Annotated in this window: 12 protein-coding genes; 6 read left to right on the forward strand and 6 right to left on the reverse strand. The window is 51.8% G+C overall.

What is annotated here, in order from left to right; genetic code table 11:
• Positions 1–664: 664 nt before the first annotated feature.
• Positions 665–2,038: a cystathionine beta-synthase gene (locus tag F1593_RS21225; RefSeq protein ID WP_149403587.1), complete on the forward strand. Its 1,374-nt coding sequence runs from the start codon at positions 665–667 to the stop codon at positions 2,036–2,038.
• Between the two features lie 46 nt (positions 2,039–2,084).
• Here F1593_RS21225 and F1593_RS21230 read toward each other — a convergent pair whose 3' ends face one another.
• The gene (locus tag F1593_RS21230) at positions 2,085–3,998 is read right to left on the reverse strand and encodes a HEAT repeat domain-containing protein (protein ID WP_149403571.1); all 1,914 of its coding nucleotides are present in this window, start codon (positions 3,996–3,998) and stop codon (positions 2,085–2,087) included.
• A 24-nt stretch (positions 3,999–4,022) separates the two neighbouring features.
• Positions 4,023–4,646 (reverse strand): RNA polymerase sigma factor, encoded by a 624-nt coding sequence (locus tag F1593_RS21235; RefSeq protein ID WP_149403572.1) that lies wholly within the window; start codon positions 4,644–4,646, stop codon positions 4,023–4,025.
• 1,088 nt (positions 4,647–5,734) lie between these two features.
• On the opposite strand from F1593_RS21235, the gene F1593_RS21240 reads away from it, so the two are divergent.
• Positions 5,735–6,733: a DMT family transporter gene (locus tag F1593_RS21240; RefSeq protein ID WP_149403573.1), complete on the forward strand. Its 999-nt coding sequence runs from the start codon at positions 5,735–5,737 to the stop codon at positions 6,731–6,733.
• On the opposite strand, the gene F1593_RS21245 is transcribed toward F1593_RS21240, so the two are convergent.
• Positions 6,680–8,995, reverse strand: a complete 2,316-nt coding sequence (locus tag F1593_RS21245) for an ATP-binding protein (protein ID WP_149403574.1) — start codon at positions 8,993–8,995, stop codon at positions 6,680–6,682. The two genes, F1593_RS21240 and F1593_RS21245, sit on opposite strands and share 54 nt — an antisense overlap.
• Positions 8,996–9,401: 406 nt before the next feature.
• Between F1593_RS21245 and F1593_RS21250 the strand changes: the two genes are divergently transcribed.
• From F1593_RS21250 to F1593_RS21260, 3 genes are all read left to right on the forward strand, one after another.
• Complete coding sequence (locus F1593_RS21250) at positions 9,402–10,205, forward strand: metallophosphoesterase family protein (RefSeq protein ID WP_172632325.1); 804 nt, start codon at positions 9,402–9,404, stop codon at positions 10,203–10,205.
• A gap of 201 nt (positions 10,206–10,406) precedes the next feature.
• On the forward strand, positions 10,407–10,829 hold the full coding sequence (locus tag F1593_RS21255) for an archease (RefSeq protein ID WP_149403576.1): 423 nt from the start codon (positions 10,407–10,409) through the stop codon (positions 10,827–10,829).
• A gap of 153 nt (positions 10,830–10,982) precedes the next feature.
• Positions 10,983–12,437, forward strand: a complete 1,455-nt coding sequence (locus tag F1593_RS21260; RefSeq protein ID WP_235932654.1) for an RtcB family protein — start codon at positions 10,983–10,985, stop codon at positions 12,435–12,437.
• Positions 12,438–12,553: 116 nt separating this feature from the next.
• On the opposite strand, the gene F1593_RS21265 is transcribed toward F1593_RS21260, so the two are convergent.
• The 3 genes from F1593_RS21265 to F1593_RS21275 all read right to left on the reverse strand — a co-directional run bounded on the left by F1593_RS21265 (position 12,554) and on the right by F1593_RS21275 (position 15,676).
• Entirely contained in the window at positions 12,554–13,558 is a 1,005-nt protein-coding gene (locus tag F1593_RS21265; RefSeq protein WP_149403577.1) for a CPBP family intramembrane glutamic endopeptidase, read from the reverse strand.
• Positions 13,559–13,652: 94 nt separating this feature from the next.
• Positions 13,653–14,936: an RNA polymerase sigma factor gene (locus F1593_RS21270; RefSeq protein ID WP_149403578.1), complete on the reverse strand. Its 1,284-nt coding sequence runs from the start codon at positions 14,934–14,936 to the stop codon at positions 13,653–13,655.
• 269 nt (positions 14,937–15,205) lie between these two features.
• The gene (locus F1593_RS21275) at positions 15,206–15,676 is read right to left on the reverse strand and encodes a hypothetical protein (RefSeq protein WP_149403579.1); all 471 of its coding nucleotides are present in this window, start codon (positions 15,674–15,676) and stop codon (positions 15,206–15,208) included.
• Between the two features lie 718 nt (positions 15,677–16,394).
• Here F1593_RS21275 and F1593_RS21280 point away from each other — a divergent pair.
• Positions 16,395–17,849, forward strand: a complete 1,455-nt coding sequence (locus F1593_RS21280; RefSeq protein ID WP_149403580.1) for a glycoside hydrolase family 10 protein — start codon at positions 16,395–16,397, stop codon at positions 17,847–17,849.
• The last annotated feature ends 50 nt before the right edge of the window (positions 17,850–17,899 follow it).

Consider the following 17,899-nt stretch of genomic DNA (forward strand, 5'->3'; position numbering starts at 1 on the left):
AATTGGTCACTGACTTCCCACGGTTTGGTTCGGGCCATCTTGGTTTCTCCTTTGCTTGGGGGATTCGTGTTCCTTTCCTTGTTCTTGATTCTATCATCTCCTTCCACGTTTTCGGATAAGTTCTCACGGGTGGAGGGGCATTGCCATTGCGCCCCAAAGCCCCACCAGAGCAGGGGGCTCCTACGGATGGCTCCACTCGCCTTCATACCTCTTCATGAAGAGGTATGGGAGTGCACGCAAAAAAACGCTTGCAAGCACGCCAGGATCCGTACCCAGACTCCGTCAGCAGGCAGGGAGTTCTTGCTTCACCTCCATTTGTTGGAGTAGGTGCGCGTCGGCACGCACCTACACTTCTCTTCATGCTTCTCACCAATTCCGGTTTGTTCATCTCTTCTCGTTATTCTTCTGAAATTGGGAGCAATTTCATGGTTCAGGGTGCTCCCATAGGGGCATGGCTTATTTCAAGGTGGCGGCTATGAGTTTGGTGGTGGCGACGTTGAGGGGTAGATGTGCTATACTGTGGGCTAGATTATTTGCTTATATACAGCAGTACCTGACGCGAGGCCGGAAGAGACCTGTATTCATCCGGTTTCCACACTCAGTAAAAATATCCTCAAAGAGGCAGACGTACGTGAAACAAACAACAGAACCTGCGATGGGTGATATGAAATATTACTCATCCGTGATTGATGCGATTGGCAATACTCCTCTTGTGCGACTCAATCGGATGGCGAGTGATGTGCCACCAGTTGTCCTGGTGAAGATGGAGATGATGAATCCGGGCGGTAGCGTGAAGGATCGCATCGGTCCAAACTTGATTGAATACTGCGAGAAGCAGGGATTGCTTCGTCCCGGTGGTACGATTGTTGAGCCGACCAGTGGCAATACCGGCCATGGTCTGGCGATTGCGGCGGCAATTAAGGGTTATCACTGTATTTTTGTGATGACGGATAAAGCAAGCGAAGAAAAACGCAGCTTGCTACGGGCATATGGTGCGGAGGTGGTGATTTGCCCCAGTAGCGCTGATCACGATTCGCCCGATTATTATAAAAATGTCGCGTATCGTCTTGCCGCAGAGATTCCAGGTGCCTGTTGTCCTGATCAATATTCTAATCCTGCTAATCCGGGCTCTCATTATAAGACCACGGGACCGGAAATCTGGCGCGATACGGCTGGTCGGGTGACGGCGTTTGTGGCCGGTATCGGCACAGGGGGCACGATCTCGGGTACCGCACGCTACCTCAAAGAGGTCAATCCACAAATCAAGATTATCGGCGCGGACCCCGTGGGCTCGGTGTATTCGGGTGATACACCCAAACCCTATAAGATTGAGGGCATTGGGATGGATATGTTCCCGAAGAACTATGATCCTTCTCTGGTGGATGATGTTCTGCGTATCGATGATCGCACTTCGTTCCACTATGCTCAGCGTCTGGCCCGTGAAGAGGGTATCCTGACCGGCGGTTCGGCTGGTACGGCGCTGGCGGCTGGTTTGAACTATGCAAAACGCCTGACCGCAAATGATGTCGTGGTGATCCTGCTGCCCGATACTGGACGCGGCTATCTCAGCAAACAGTTTAATGAAACCTGGATGCGTGAGAATGATCTGCTGGTCCAGGCCGAAAATGATCGACCGACCCTCTACGATGTCCTCGCCTATCGCCGGACGCATTCGCGCAGCATGCCGCTTGTCGTCAGCGTCAGTCCCCAGGATTCCGTGGCCGATGCGGTTGAACTCTTGCGCCGCTATGGCATCAGTCAGACTCCTGTGCTTGAGAATGGACGGATGATTGGTAGCCTGACAGAGGATCTGCTCTTGCGCCGTCTCGCCAGTGGAGAGCCATTGGATACCTGCGCGGTTGGCGAAATCCAGGGCGCGACCTTCCCGATGCTGGAAGCCAATACTCCCACCCAGGATGCCTATCCGCTGCTCAGCGACTGTACCTCTGCGGTAGCCGTGATGCATGGAGACACCCTGGAAGGCATCGTCACCAAAAGTGATCTGCTCGAATACTGGGCCCATCAGCGTCACTCCTAATAAACTACTTATCCCCTAATAAGTAGCAAAAGCACGCTCGTGATTCTTATCGCAAGGGTAAGAGTTGTGGGCGTGCTCGTCTATCTGATTTTCTGCGCTTTGGCATTATATGGCTGTCTGCTTGCTGGGTGGTCGCAGCGAATGTATGATTGTCATACCAGATGTTATGGATGGCATCAAACTCTGGTGCATGTTCGTAGACCTCGCAGAGAGAGTTACGCAGGTGCTGATCTAACGAATAACAGTCAAAGTAATTATCGATACATTGTTGGATCGAAACGTCATTTTCCCGTACCTGCTGATAGCCAAGCGCGCAAATGGCAATCTTACTGATCGGCCTGCGTCGCGGTCCGGTGTACTGTTCGGGAAGGGTACGCTCCAAAAAGAGCATGAATATTTCTGACCACGGACGCTCAATATGCTCTTGTCGTAAGTAATTCGTGAGCATACGAATTACTTGATCCTTGCCATTTGTTGCCAGCTTGCTGGGAATCAGTTCAAAAGAGACCTCGTAGATATCGTAGAGCGCCTGATAGATCGAATGATCTGCGAGTTGATAATTGAAGAGGAGCAGCAAAATCTCCTCTTCTTCCTGATACAATTTCACGCTGACAAAGCCTTTTTTGTCCGCCAGGATATCAAGCAAAGTGGCGAAGACATAACCACCGTCGCGCCGCACCGGGGGTAACGCAAAACGCTCGGCTACCTGCTGATAGACAAAAGTATCCATCAATCCAATATGTTGATGGTTACGTTCTTTATCGGGTGAATCATCTGATGCTTCAAGCTGTAAAATCGCCCAATCTGCGATCATGCGAACCGTTTCATCGGGATCTTGCAGGGCCTGTAGCAGTGGATCGAGCGTATCCTGTTCGATGCGTTCGCCCAGTGCCCAGATAGCGAGGGCGCGGATTTCCTGATGGGGATTCTTCAGTGCTAATAAGAGGAATTCCTTTTCAGTGTCATGAAACACATCCTGTACAAACAGGCTCAGCAGCAAGGATGCCTCGGCACTAACCGACTGGCTGGCATCTTTTAATGCCAGTATTACAGGCTCAATCGCAATGAGTTTCTGAACGTGGGCTTGCGTTTGGAGCACGGTCAGGCGTACCAGTTCGCTTTCATCTTCCATCGCTTGTAAAAAGCAAGGTTCGGCAATGGGCTGCTCATAGGTAAGTAGAATCTTCAGTGCAGCCGCACGTACCAGTTCGCTCTCATCCTTCTGGGCCCCTTTAAAGAGGAGCAGCAGTGCCAGGGGTGGATGATAGGGACGTAGTGTGCCGAGCACTTCAACGGCGGCATTGCGCACCAGTTCATTGGGATCATTGAGCAGTTCGGTGAGTTTAAGCAATGGGGCGTGTTGCTCGAATCTGGCAAGCGACCAGAGAGCGGCTTCGCGTACACTCTCATCCCCATCCTGTAGCATCTCAAGCAAATACTCAAGCGCTGCATTATCTCGTAACGTTCCTAGCGCCTGGATCGCCGAGGTCCGTACCTGCCATTCAGGATCATCCAGTGCCCGTCGCAAGGCATCCAACTGCGCGTGTCCACCTACCTCGCCCAGGGCAGTAGCCGCCGCATCCCGAATATCGATCTCGGGATCATCCAGCAGGAGGGTCAGCACCTGCTGGATATCTGCTGTGACATCCAACGCACGATAGGAAATTAACCTGAGCGTCTCCAGGCGCTTTTCCAGCGTATCCTCCAGCAGCGTTTCAATCAGCGCATCCGACGATGCGCTGATTGGCTGTACGTTCAACGGTTGAATGTGACAGCAGGTTTTCATGGATGTCGCAGCGAGATCAGATCCAGATCCAAATGCAGTAGCTGCCCAAAAGGAAAGAGGGGATTTGGATGCTGGTATTGCACGCTGGCCTTCAGGTTGCCGTCGCTGCTGGTGCTGGTGCTGTTCCAAAGAGTTGTTCTTAAAGACAAATTGCTGATCAAACATATTATTCATAGATGCCCGCTTCCTTCTTCACTATTATGCCGGATAAAGAGTTTGCAGGCGCTTCTTTGCCTGTGTGATCGTACTACTGATAGTACTGCGTTTCTGATTGAATTTCTGCGCTATTTCTGGTATCGAGAAGCCTTCGATGAGGAGTTGTACCGTACGCTTCATTTTGCCTTCAGGAAGTTCATTAATCCTTTTTTTGAAGATGGCGATATCCTCTTTGCGGATCAAAAGATCATCTGGTTGATTATTTTCATCTGAGAGTTGCTCACTCAGTCCGGTGTTTTCATCCAGGCTCACCGTGCCTTCGCGCGTTTTCATTTTTCGGTATTCATCGCAGCATACTGATTTTGCAATCGCATAAAGGTACGCTTTTGGATGATCGGGTACGCTTCTTGTATTGCATAAATTTTTGAAAAAACGCAGAAAAACTTCCTGCACAAGGTCATCTACATCCTCAGCGTTGTGGCATTTCCTCTTTATATGTACGGTGATTTCGTGTCTATGCTCTTTCATCTTCTGGTTATGGTAGCATTTGATTTCATATAATGACAATTCTCGCATTTCCACCTCTAGTCCTCTACTCTGCAGCAATGCAGAACCTTGTGCCACAGATAGCAGATAGGCGACCGTAAAACACGGAAAGAAAAGCATCTGATATCATTTTCAAGCTTCCCATTTTGCTCAGAGTGTATTGCTGGCTGAAAGCCATGCATTTATAAATATAAATTTATGGAAATTGTGATGCGTGAGATCTGCGGGATTGTAGGATCTCTCTAACTGTGCGTCTCGGGCTATTTCTGTTCTGCATAACATTCTTGAGTACCAGAGATGGACATTGAGTGATGATCGATAGTTTTCTCTGAAGAGAAAGGCAGTGTTTGCAAGGCACGACCCCTTCTCATCCTGGCTACGAACGCATCGAATATCCCACTAAAAGCTGACTGAACAGAGATAACGCAATCCAGACGTATCTTTCAACCGGCCAGCAGGGCGCAAAAGACCGCGAATAGCGGATAGTGAGCTGTAGAACTGGCTGGATAAGAAATAACGAGACTGACGAACCAGCTGGAAACACTGTGTTGCATGTAAGTAGCGTGCAAGCAGTGTTTCTGACCGACAGGCCATACCTCAGATTGATATGAACAACACGCTTTCCATATGCTATATGAGCTTGAAATTTACCAAAAGCTGATCGAATAGTACAATTGGATGATCATACTTTAAGCACCGCTATGAACGTATACATCCGCGAGGGGCAATACCGCTTAAATAAGAGAAATTTTGACGAAAAACGTAGAAAAACGTAGGTGCGGACCGAACGCAAGTGAGGCCCGCTTTCCCGTGAATCGTACGAAACTCATTTTCCTGCAGATCCGCATCCGTACCCCAACCAGGAGAGCATGGCGTAGTAGAGAGAGCATTGGGGCGAGATGGTCTTACGAGAAACGGGAAAGCGGACCTCGTACCGAAACCTCCCCTAATGCTCTTTAGGATGCGTTCATACTGTCTCAGGCAACAATTGTGTTGGGTGAAGGGGAATCGTACGAGTCACAGAAGTACCGACCTTCGTACGATGCCCACAGTATCCATCATGCGCTTCGATCCCTAATATCTGTTTTTGGCATTTTGTGCCGTAATTGGGTTGTGGTAAGGTGTTGCTGGCAATGGTAAGATGAGCTTGTGTGTGATCATATTTTTATTTATATAGACAAATTTATATTTGGAAGGGCCTTGTTTTTATGTCTGATGTTTCTCCACGTTCGTCCAGTCGTGTGCGTAGTGCCAGTACGCTGGTGTTAACTCTGGTGTTATGGGCTTCGGCTTTTGCGGGTATTCGGGAGGGCTTGCAGAGCTATTCTCCCGGTGCGTTGCTGCTCTTGCGTTTCTCGGTGGCTGCGGTGGCGCTGATTATCTATGCTGTAATTATCAAGTTGCGCCTGCCTGATTGGCGCGATATTCCGGCTTTTCTTGTGCTTGGCTTTATGGGCATTACTGTCTATCAGGCTGGCTTGACATTTGGAGAGCAGAGCGTTTCCGCCGGGACGGCGAGCTTTCTCGTGGCTTCGGTGCCCTGTTTTACGGCCTTATTTGCATTTATCCTGCTGCGGGAACGTTTGAAGCGGTGGAACTGGCTAGGCATCCTGATCAGTTTTCTGGGGGTGGCGTTGATCTCGTTTAGCGCGGGCGGCGGCTTTAGCTTTACTCCTGGGACGCTACTGGTGCTGATTGCTTCTCTGGCTGAGAGTATCTATTTTATCTTCCAGAAGCGCTTTTTGCGCAAGTATAGCAGCTTTGAATTGACTGCCTATACCATGTGGGCCGGAACACTCTTTATGTTCGTCTTCGCCCCGCAACTGATCCAGGAATTCCCACGGGCCAGCCTCTCCGCCACCCGTGCGGTTGTCTATATGGGTATCTTCCCGGCAGCTATCGCCAATGTTACCTGGGCCATTACGCTTTCGCGCATGCCAGCCTCGATTGCGACCAGCTTTTTAAACTTCTCGCCCATCCTCTCTACCCTGATTGCCTGGATCTGGCTGCATGAGATTCCTACTCCACTTACCTTTGTCGGGGGACTGGTCATTATTATAGGTGTTCTGCTGGTCAATAGCCGTTCCACGCCGCACTTCTTCGGCCGGAAAAGATATGCTGATCTTGCTAGCGTTGCTGCCGTAGAGGAGCTTTCAATCGTCGGGGAAGAGGGAGTCGGCGTGTGGCAGGCTGAACCAGAAGGTTGAGCCGTTGCCTTTCTGGCTTTCGACACCGACCACGCCGCCGTGTCGATTGATCAGGATCTTGCTAATGTGGAGTCCCATGCCCAGCCCTGCACCTCTGCCGCTGAGCACTTTGACATCCTGGGCCTGATAATAGCGGTCCCAGATATGTTCTTGTTGTTCGGGTGTGAGACCGGGGCCAGCATCACGTACCCAGACACGGGCAGATTCGGCAGCGCGCTCGATCCCGATGCTGACTTCGCTGCTGGCCTCTGAATATTTTAAGGCGTTACTGAGATAATTGCGAATCACCTGCCCGATGCGCTCCCGGTCCGCCAGCACCACGATCGGCTGATCCTGATCGGGGAGCGGCGCTAGATGAATCGCACGGCGGGATGTGAGGGCCTGTTGATCCACGATCGCCTCTTGCACAATGGCTGCTAGATCCTGCTCTTTGAAGGATAAATTGAGCTTGTTGGCCTGGATACGGGCACCATCCAGTAAGTCCCCGATCAGGCGGTTCATGACTTTGGTCTGCCGGAGCGTACGTTCAAGGATCATTAGAGCGTCATCTGAGGCTTTCTGGATATCTGCTGTAACCTCGTTCTGCCGTGTGATATTTTTGATGCGGCGTTCGGCGAGTTGCAGGTTGGCGTGGATAGCGGTCAATGGATTGCGTAGCTCATGGCTGACAAGGCCGATAAAGCTATCTTTGCGCTGCTCCAGCTCTTTCTGCTCATGGATATCCCGGGCCACGATAGCCAGGCAGACTGGCTGTTGTGTCTGGGGATGCGTGATCTGGAAGATGGTCTGGTGTACGTCGTTGTATGTGCCGGTCTTGATGTTGCGCAACTGGAAATCCCCTTCCCAGCGTCCTGTCTCCCTGAGTCTGGGCAACAGGACATCCTCTATAAAGGACTGGAGATGTTCTGGGATAAAGCTGCGCGCGGAGTGGACGCGAGTATCCTCAGGACCATCGAGACCACAGAGAGTGCAACCTGCCTGATTGAGATAGAGCATTTTGCCATCCAGGGTCGCCATCCCGATTATATCGGTACTATTGGCAACCAGTGAGGCAAATTGCTGCGTCTCCTGAGCCATCTGCTCGGCTTGCTGGCGCGCCTGCACCTGTTCCATATAGAGGCGGGCGTTGTCGATTGCGAGGGCGGCACATTGAGCAAGCTCAGTTGCGATCTCAAGATGGCGATGACTATAGTGGCGTCTGGATTGAGTGAAGCAGAAGGTGAGTGCCCCCAGCATGGTCCCCTGGGAGCGTAACGGGATTGTCATGACGGAGTGCAGGCCGAGAGAGCGCATAAACTCCGCATGTGCGGATGAGATGGCTCGCTGTTTGATCCACTCTTCGTCGATGCAGGCATGTATCTCTGGTTCCCCACTGCGCAGTACCCCGCTGACGGGATGCGTGGGATGAACAAGATCCGGTACGAAGGCAAAGCTTTGATCATAGTAGGTAGCCTGTTCGGGCTGAATAGGGGCCCAGGCGACACGCTCAATGCTGTGGTCAGGATTGAGCAAGTCAAAAAAGCAGAAGTCGGCGAGGGTGGGAATCGCCAGCGTCGCGACCTGTTGGAGTGTCGTCTGATAGTCCAGCGATGAGCTCAGAGTGCGGTTGGCCTCGGCCAGGAAGCGCAGAGCCTCCTCGGTCTGTTTGCGATAGGTGATATCGCGGTCGATCTCAAGAATGGTATCCGGTTGCCCTTGCGGATGGCGTCTTAGTATCTGTCGACTCTCGACAATAATTTCCTGCCCCTGGCGATTGAGCATGCGTAGTTCACCTTCCCAGTAACCATGTTGGATCAAGTGCAGCTCGACCTCCTCGCGCGAGATCGGATAGCGTGTATGCAGGAGCAGGTGGGCGATCTTTCCCAGGGCTTCCTGCTCGGACCAATCATAGAGCCGGGTTGCCCCCTGATTCCAGGCCAGAATCACATGCATAGGATCGCGCAGAATGATTGCATCGTACGCCAGGGCCAGCACAGCTTCCTCGCTGGAGAGCATCGATAGCATGCGCTGGTGGTTTGGGTTACTGGTGCTGTTGGTATGGCTGAGAGGTGCCGAGGCTGGATTGGATGCCGCGTTGCCGGGATTGATGGGCTCACGTTGTTGATGACACATAAATCGTTGAAAATCATTTTCATGAATCCGGTAGCCCGCACGTCCTAATGATATCCCTTTGAGCTTACCAGCCCGTAGCCAGCGCCGGATCGTGTCTCCCGTAACATCGAGTCTTTGTGCGATATCCTGTACTGTCAGATACTCTGCCACGCCTGGCTCCTCTCCTGGTTGAGTTTATACTATGTATTGTAACATGTTCGTTTATGTGTGTCTATATGTGTTGGCAAGACATAGTACCGATCAACCAGCCATTGCCGTCACGGGCAATACCGCTTTGTGCCGTGCCTCCATCTTCCATCATCTCTCTCCCAGGGAAATGGATACAGGGCTTGGGGGCGTGGGAATCGTACGATGATGAGGAAAGCGCACCTCGGTTGCGAACTCGGCACGCACCTATACTTCCCCATCATGATTCTCGTTATTGAAGCGGTATTGCCCGTGAAGGGTGGCTGCTACGGATTGTCAGAAGCGCTGTTTTCGCATATACTGGATAGGTTCTGCTATGCAGGTCAGGTGTAGAGAGATAGCTCAAATTGTGTATGAGAAGGATGTATTTATGGGCAGATCGGCTCCGATATATATAGTGGGTGATATTCATGGGCATGTGCGTGTCTTGCAGCGCTTATTGCAAGAAGTGTATCTGATCAATGCGCAGCAACATTGGACCGGTGGTACGGCCACGCTCTGGCTGCTTGGGGATCTGGTGGATCGCGGTCCTGATAGTATCGGGGTGATAGATCTGGTGATGCGTTTGCAGACAGAGGCGGCCGTAGTCGGGGGCATGGTGGATTGTTTGCTTGGTAATCATGAGATCCTCATGCTGGGAGCCTATCAATTTGGACGACGCTCGACGGGCCTGAGCAGTAACTTCATCACCAAATGGCGACGCAACGGTGGCGCGAAAGCGGATCTGGCGAAGCTCACCATGCAGCATCTGAACTGGCTCAACGAGCGACCCGTCATGGCGCAGATCGACGACACCCTGTTGATCCATGCCGATTCCACCTTCTACACTCGCTATGGACATTCGATCAACGAAGTCAATGAAACCTTCCATGCGCTCCTCAAACGCAGCAACACCCTGGCCTGGGAAGAGCTCATCGAATCCTTTTCCATGCGCGGCGTCTTTATCCATCAATATAGTGGCGGAGAATTTATCGACCGCTTCACACAAATCTTTGGGGGAGAACGCATCATCCATGGTCACACGCCCATCTCAACCATGCTGGGCGGGCTCGCCAAAAAAGTCACCCAGCCTTATATCTACGCCAGCGGCAGATGTATCAATGTCGATGGCGGTATCTATATGGGCAGCAATGGATTCGTCTACCAGATGCCTATTTCACAAGCTGAGCCATAAACAGGCGGAGAATGTCCATTTGTCCGTTTTATGTCTTGACAAATAGCAAAAGAATATGTATGCTGAAAGGGAAGCAAGAATACTTCAGTAAAAGAAAGGCAGGTCTATGCGTATGAAACAGAATAACCTCTCCTATAAGAGTATCCCAGGCGAGCAGCACGCAGCAGACAAGCCCTATCGCAGGACCGGGATGGCACACTAATGCAGCGAAAGCCATATGAAGTATTCGAGCATACGGCGGACATCGGCATCTCAGCCTTTGGAACGACCCTCGCAGAGCTTTTCATTCACGCCGCGCAAGGCATGGAAAGCGTCATGGTCGCGCCAGAGCAGATTCATGAGACGATGAGTTGCGCAATCAGCGTTGAGGGACACGATCACATCGCGCTCCTTATCTCGTGGCTCAACGAACTGATCTTTCTTTTCGATACTGAATATCTCCTCTTTCGCAGTTTCGAAATCACGGCCATCACAGATAATCATCTGGAAGGACGCGCGACTGGCGAACGCTATGATCGTGAGCGACACGATCTGGGCAGTGCCGTCAAAGCCGCCACCTGGCACGAAGCCAGCATCGAGCGGCGAGATAACGGATATCAGGCGCGCATCATCCTCGACCTCTAGGCAATAAGCAAGCAGAAGCGTCGAGAACGTCCGATCCAACTCCCTGGCGTTGCATACTCATCAATCCTTTTAACACATCTTTCTATCTTCAAAACAGCCTGGCACCAAACCAATAAGCTAACCAGGAACACCTATGTGAGGAGAACTTTGATCGTGGGCAATAAAATCCCCTTAGAGCGGGTCGACGCGAACCGTTGGCGTATCCCACGCCACTACGACAAAAACATGCATGTATCTGGAATGGTCTATGCGGACGACGAATTGATGGAACTGATCCTGGGCGATAATGCCTTGCAGCAGGTCGCCAATGTCGCGAGCCTGCCAGGGATTGTCGGACACTCTCTGGGTATGCCAGATATTCACTGGGGTTACGGCTTCCCCGTGGGTGGAGTCGCCGCCACTGACGCCGAGAGCGGTGTGATCTCGCCGGGCGGTATCGGCTTCGATATCAATTGTGGCGTTCGCCTGCTCGCCACCGATTTGCACTATGAGCAGGTCAAAGGACGCGTCGAGAATCTGGCTGACGTGCTCTTTAAACGCATCCCCTCCGGTGTCGGTGGAGATGGTATGCGCGTGCTGAGCCGCGATGAGATGCAGTCCGTGATGCTACAAGGCGCGGGCTGGGCAGTCGCTGAAGGCTATGGTGTCCCCGAAGACCTGGAAATGACCGAAGAACAGGGCTGTTTGCAGGGTGCGCTCCCCGAGGCGGTAAGCCAGCAAGCCTGGGCGCGTGGACGCAAGCAACTGGGCAGCCTGGGTTCGGGTAACCATTTCTGTGAAATCCAGATCGTCGATCATATCTACGACCAGCACGCCGCCGACACCATGGGCATCGGACGCAAAGGACAGATCGTCGCCACAATCCATTGTGGTTCACGGGGCTTCGGTCATCAAGTAGCGGAAGACTATATCAAGCTGGCCGAGTCGAAGCAGAAGGACTATGGCTTCGAATTGCCTGATCGGCAGTTAGCCTGCCTGCCCTTACAATCCAGGGAGGGACAGGCGTACCTGGGAGCTATGAAGTGCGCTGCCAACTTCGCCTGGGCCAATCGCCAGTTGCTGATGGATGGTGTTCGCACGTCGTTTGCCGAGATCTTTGGCCGCAAAGCCCGCGCCAGGGATCTGCCGCTGGTCTATGACGTTTGCCATAACATTGCCAAGATGGAGGAATACGAGATCGATGGCGAGATGAAGCGTGTCTGTGTCCATCGCAAAGGAGCCACACGTGCCTTTCCACCTGGACATCCTGCGCTACCAGAAAAGTATCAAGCAATAGGACAGCCCGTGCTGATCCCCGGAGACATGGGACGCTACTCCTTCATGCTGGTCGGCGCACAGGGATCAATGGAACAGAGCTTCGGCTCCTGCTGCCACGGTGCCGGACGCCGCATGAGTCGTACCGCCGCCAAAAAGGCCGTAGGAAGCAAAGAACTGCTCGAAATGCTGGAGAAGAAAGGCGTCACCATCCGTGTGCACAGCAAGAACTTGCTCGCCGAAGAGGCTCCACAGGCCTACAAGGATGCCCAGCAAGTGGTAAATGTCGTGCATAATGCCGGTCTGGCAAGCCTCGTTGTACGCCTCAAGCCGATTGTAGTTGTCAAAGGATAAAGAAACCAACCGTTTGTGATGGATTTCGACTCAGCATATCGAGCTCCATCACCATTCTTGATTTGTGTTGATTTCCGTTGATTTCCATTGATAAAATCAACACACCATCTTAATCCTTATGCTCTTTGCCTTTCTTCCGGGATACTTGGTGGCTGGTTGCGCGAAAGCATGAGATTCTGGCGCGAGGCGCGGTAACACAGGTAGAAGCCAAACGCACTAATGAGTATAATGCTCGCCAGACCAGCTTCGGGCCCGAAGCTGCCGCCCGACCACACTACAGGGCCGGTGAGGGTGGAAGAGAAGACGCCGCCGGACAGGCTATGTCCTGAGAGTTGCGCGCCAAAGAACGGCCCTTCAAAGTAGTTCCAGCCCAGGTGTACACCGATGGCCCACCACAGGCTACGCGTCAGGATATAGATGATGGCGGAGAGAATACCACCCGTAATTGCGATCCCTAGGGCACCTATCAGCGAGCCATTAGGATTGAGTAGGTGGGCGAAACCGAACAAGATGGCGCTGACGCCCAGAGCAATCCAGGAGCCAAAGGAGCGCTCCAGCCTGCGGAAGATTAGGCCACGAAAGATCAGTTCTTCCTGGACCGCACCGCCGATCAGGATCAGCATTGTGACAGAGGTAGAAATGAAGCCGACGAGCAGCAAAATGAAAAGCACATAGTGGAAGAAGCCAATCTTGGAACTGCGTGTAAAGAGCAGCGTGAGCAGGGCCAGCGCAATGGTAAGGAAGACGCATTCGACAATAGCGAATCCATCTGCGCCAGTAATGTGGTAGGCACCGGTGATCGTCAGTACGAGAATGACGACTGTCATCAAAGCGCCACCAAGCGTGAACCCGAGCACCGTCTGGCGCAGCCACTGTTGGCGGGCAAATCCCACATCAGCGAGAGAACGATGTTCGAGCTTATGCATCTCCAGCGCGAACACAATAACGATAATGATAGCCGCCAGCATGTTGAGAACAAGGTCTCCACTGGTGCTCTGCTGAAATGCGGTGGGTAGAAGGTTCAGCAGGTTGGTTAGCACAAACACTGGAATCAGGATCAAGATAAGTTCAAGCACCAGCAGTCCGATGTTGGAAGAGAGTATACGACGTACAAGAGACATAGAGATACCTTTCTATTATTACAGTGCGTTAGATCCTTTTATTACGAGCCCTCAACGCAACGGCTCGCCGTAGGGACACCCACCAGGGATGTCCCTACAGAGGATTTCCTCCGGTCTGGAATACAGCCAGTAATTGAAGGGTATGACGATGCAGTATCAACGTGAGACGCTCTGCGCTCGCAGGGTCGTGAACGCTGGCGCTGATCGCTGGTCGCCCATGATAATCAATCAATTCCTCAGGCTCAATGATACAGCGCTCATGCTGCATAATGAATTGAGAAGCCGAAGGATAGGTCAGACAAAGTGAGAAGATACTGGATACCAGGCGTCCACAGGTGGGACAGATAAAAACGATATTGAATCGGGTATAGAAGGGTGCAGGCAGGACTTCCGGCTCAATGCCGCGCAAGGTCGCGTGTTGCCCGCAGATATGACAGCGTTGCCGACCTGTGGTGAATTCCTCTAAGTAGATGGATGGCACTATTTGTAGCGCGCGCTTCAATGCGGGGCGGAAGGACCGCACATGCGCGAATGGCACCTTCGTAGTGGTATTGATGATGTCGTCGTTGCTCACTGAAGAGCAACCTGGACAGCGCAGACGCAGGCCAACCGCTCCATCGGGGTATGGTTCGAAGAGTCCCTGTAAACGTTGCTGTCCACATATGTAGCACCAGATACTCGTATCGTGCCATCCCTGCCGCGCCATCTCATCATTATGGAGCAGGCCAAAGGACTCGGCGTCGGCGCGCAGTTCATGCTGGAGCACCTGGCGCAACTGGCGGCGGGCGCGATGAAGTTTTACTTCCAGTGCGTTGATGGTTATGCCGAGTTGCGACGCGACCTCTCGTTGTGGCAGATCCGCCAGATAATGCATCTCTACCGCTTTACGTCCTGCGGCTGGAAGATAGCCCATAGCGCGATCCAGCAGCACTGCCAGATCATGGCGATTGAGTTCTTCCGTCAGGTCAAGGAATTGTGGATCAACGATATTGAATATATGAGATGCGTTGATAGATTCCTGCCCAGCCTGAAACGTGGCGTGTTTGGGTTGCAGCGAGGAGAAGGTACGCTGGTGAAGATCAGTCGTACGCTGGGCGTGTGCCCAGCGCATGCTCATATTACGACAGATACCGTCAAGCCAGAACGCAAAGTGGTCCGGCGAGCGTAAATGAGCCAGATTTTGCCAGGCGGTGACGAGAGTTTCCTGTACGACATCTCCTACCACATCAGGTGGCACGCCATAACGCCTGGCAAGCAGTGCCAGGCGCGGTTCGGCAGCCTTCAAAAGATGTTCGAGATTCTCCTCCAGTGCTTTGTGCGCGTCCTCGCTTATTTCATCCTTGTTCGCATTATCCATGGATGGTGCTGTAACCGACATACGTTCAGATAGCCTTTCTTACTTCTCTATAATAGAGTCACCTTTGCAGGCAAAAAGCTTACACAAAAAAACAGATCTTTGTGATAGGACTGAGAGAAATCCCAGAATGCAATAATGGAGTTCCCTCGAATTTGGGGGGGCGGAGAAGAGAAATCTGCTAGACGAGAGCCAGGAGCAGGTGTCAGGGGGTGACGCCCACCATGGAGGAAGAGGTGCGTTTCACTCCTGACTTTTTCTGCACTACATACTAAAAAGGTGGCATTCCTATACTAGCCAATAAATGCGTGCATTTCCGGCAAGACTTTATTAATTACCTTGAGGTAAATACTCACCTTGCCGCAGAAGATCAGTAGTGCTTGAAGATAGATATCGAGTTGCATCTCGGCTGTTACAGCATAGCCACCCCGATCAATTTCCTTCGTTAAATCCTCATTGGATAAGGCTGTTCCCACAGCTTTCATCTCTTCATCCAGCGTCTGAAACCACGTTTTGAGTTGGATACTGTTGCTCTCCAAACCCACTTCCAGATTGCGATACGACCAATCTTGCTTGAAGGTTCGTAGCGATTGCGTATACGAATACTGAACTTCGCCCAGCTCCCGAAATAATGCTCCCAGGGATATATTCTGTCCCCCGGGATTGTAAGTCAGATCTGTATCGTTCAGGCTTTCCAAGAGCTGTAAGCGTACTTTGTGGGTGCCCTCAATCCAGGACCACTTTGTTTGCATATAACGGTTCATATAATCCTCTTTCCTCATCTATTGAAAATGTCATCATTGAGCACGATACGTGCTGTTTTAGTGCGCATGTTCTATCTGTAAGCAAATGATACCATGCTTTGCGCAAGCAGGATGGTAAAACGCGACAAGATAGAACTTTTGTACTATAAAATAGAAATAGGTCACATGTTCCCATTGCAGGTGGAGAAGATATAATGTTGAAAAATGAACCTGGCCTGTTGTACCCTCTTGGAAAATCCCGTTTTTTTCTGCTTTTGAATGAGCCTTTTAAATAGTTTTCCTTTCCGGTAATATACCGGTATTACCTCTTATATGCAAGAGATATCACAATTTCCTATAAAAACCTTGACAAACGTCAAGGAGTAGGTATATACTGTATCAGTAGTATACACGTACTAACATAAAATGTCGAGGCTTTTTATCCATCCAGGTGAAGGGAATCATGGCGAGGACGCCTCGCGCTCCGTCAGGGTGTGTCGCCCCTGCACCCCGCATTCACCCTAAAAGACAGAGACCCAACGTTGAACCAGGCAAACGATAGCAACAGGTTAGCCTGGGGAAGCAAACAGGCGGAATTTTTCGCTCGCGGTCTCTCTGTTGAGCAAACCGGCGTCGGTTTGAAGGATTCATCCCGACGTCAAGACAATAGGGCGACAGATCTTCTGTATGTCCTTCTTGCTATAGTACCTTTCATCAGGGATGAGAAAGGAAAACAAGGATGTTTCGTCATTTTGACCGAAAAAAGTTTTTCGTCATTCCCCTGGCATTTCTCCTCCTGTCACTGAGTTTGAGCGCAGTGGTGCTGCATTCAGCTTCAGCCGCCTCTTCCCTGGCACAGGCGGGTGCGGCCAGCGGCAGAACTATCGGAGCCGCTATTGCAGCCAATCTCCTGGGCAACAACCCGTATACAACGATTGTCCAGACTCAGTTCGATGGGGTGACCCCTGGCAATGAGATGAAGTGGCAAACAACAGAACCCTCACAGGGGAGCTTTAACTTTGGGCCAGCGGATCAGATTGTGAGTTTCGCTCAGAGCCATAACATGAAAATTCGTGGCCATACGCTGGTCTGGTACAACCAGCTCGCTGGCTGGGTCAACAACGTTCCGGCTTCTCAAATCCTGTCTGTCATGAACAACCACATCACCGCTGAGATGACCCATTTCAAGGGCAACATCTGGTACTGGGATGTGGTCAATGAAGCCTTTAACGAAGATGGAACCCGGCGTAGCGATATCTTCCAGAACGATATCGGCAACGCCTATATTGCGGATGCTTTTACCACAGCGCGTGCAGCTGATCCCAATGCCAAGCTGTGCTACAACGATTACAATATCGAGGATATGAACAGCGCGAAAAGCCAGGCTGTTTATTCTATGGTGCAAAGCTTCAAGGCAAGCGGTGTGCCAATTGATTGTGTTGGCTTCCAATCCCACTTTATTGTCGGACAGGTGCCAGCGGACTTCCAGGCCACCTTACAGAAATTCGCCAATCTGGGCATTGACGTGCAGATCACCGAGCTGGACGACCGCATGCCCACGCCCGCCAGCAGCGCCAATCTGAATCAGCAGGCCACCGACTATGCCAATGTCGCTAAGGCTTGTCTGGGGGTTTCACGCTGCAATGATATCACCACCTGGGGCGTTGGTGAGCCGGACTCCTGGGTTCCAGGCACCTTCTCTGGTCAGGGCCAGGCGCTTCTCTACGATTCAAATTACCAGCCGAAGCCCGCTTATACGTCCTTCCTGAATGCGCTGGGAGGCTCCGCAGTAATACCAACGCCAACGCCGACCACTGGTGGAGGAAGCACGCCAACACCGACGCCAACGCCGATCACGGGCGGCAGTGGCTCCTGTAGCGTCCATTATGTGGTCTCAAACCAGTGGAATTCAGGCTTTGGTGCAAGCATAAGCATCACTAACACCAGCTCCACGGCGATCAATGGCTGGAGCTTGAAGTTCAACTTCCCCAACGGGCAAACGATCACCCAGCTCTGGAATGGCACCGTTACCCAGTCCGGTAGCAGCGTGACGATCACCAATACCTCTTATAACGGTTCTATCCCCGCTGGCGGCACGCTGAATTCGTCTCCGGGCTTTAATGGCTCCTGGAGCGGAACCAACTCATCGCCCACCGCCTTTACGCTAAATGGAGCTACCTGTACCGTAGCCTGATCTTTTACAGTGGTTTGATTTTTGTGAACAATCATCACTTGCATGCCCCG

This window comes from Dictyobacter arantiisoli (assembly GCF_008326305.1).
GTDB classification, from domain to species: Bacteria; Chloroflexota; Ktedonobacteria; order Ktedonobacterales; family Ktedonobacteraceae; genus Dictyobacter; species Dictyobacter arantiisoli.

Coding starts and splice junctions, on each gene's coding strand:
- F1593_RS21225 (WP_149403587.1), top strand. CDS start 665: ATGAAATATTACTCATCCGTGATTGATGCGATTGGCAATACTCCTCTT.
- F1593_RS21230 (WP_149403571.1), bottom strand. CDS start 3,998: ATGAATAATATGTTTGATCAGCAATTTGTCTTTAAGAACAACTCTTTG.
- F1593_RS21235 (WP_149403572.1), bottom strand. CDS start 4,646: ATGCTTTTCTTTCCGTGTTTTACGGTCGCCTATCTGCTATCTGTGGCA.
- F1593_RS21240 (WP_149403573.1), top strand. CDS start 5,735: ATGTCTGATGTTTCTCCACGTTCGTCCAGTCGTGTGCGTAGTGCCAGT.
- F1593_RS21250 (WP_172632325.1), top strand. CDS start 9,402: ATGGGCAGATCGGCTCCGATATATATAGTGGGTGATATTCATGGGCAT.
- F1593_RS21255 (WP_149403576.1), top strand. CDS start 10,407: ATGCAGCGAAAGCCATATGAAGTATTCGAGCATACGGCGGACATCGGC.
- F1593_RS21265 (WP_149403577.1), bottom strand. CDS start 13,558: ATGTCTCTTGTACGTCGTATACTCTCTTCCAACATCGGACTGCTGGTG.
- F1593_RS21270 (WP_149403578.1), bottom strand. CDS start 14,936: ATGTCGGTTACAGCACCATCCATGGATAATGCGAACAAGGATGAAATA.
- F1593_RS21275 (WP_149403579.1), bottom strand. CDS start 15,676: ATGAACCGTTATATGCAAACAAAGTGGTCCTGGATTGAGGGCACCCAC.
- F1593_RS21280 (WP_149403580.1), top strand. CDS start 16,395: ATGTTTCGTCATTTTGACCGAAAAAAGTTTTTCGTCATTCCCCTGGCA.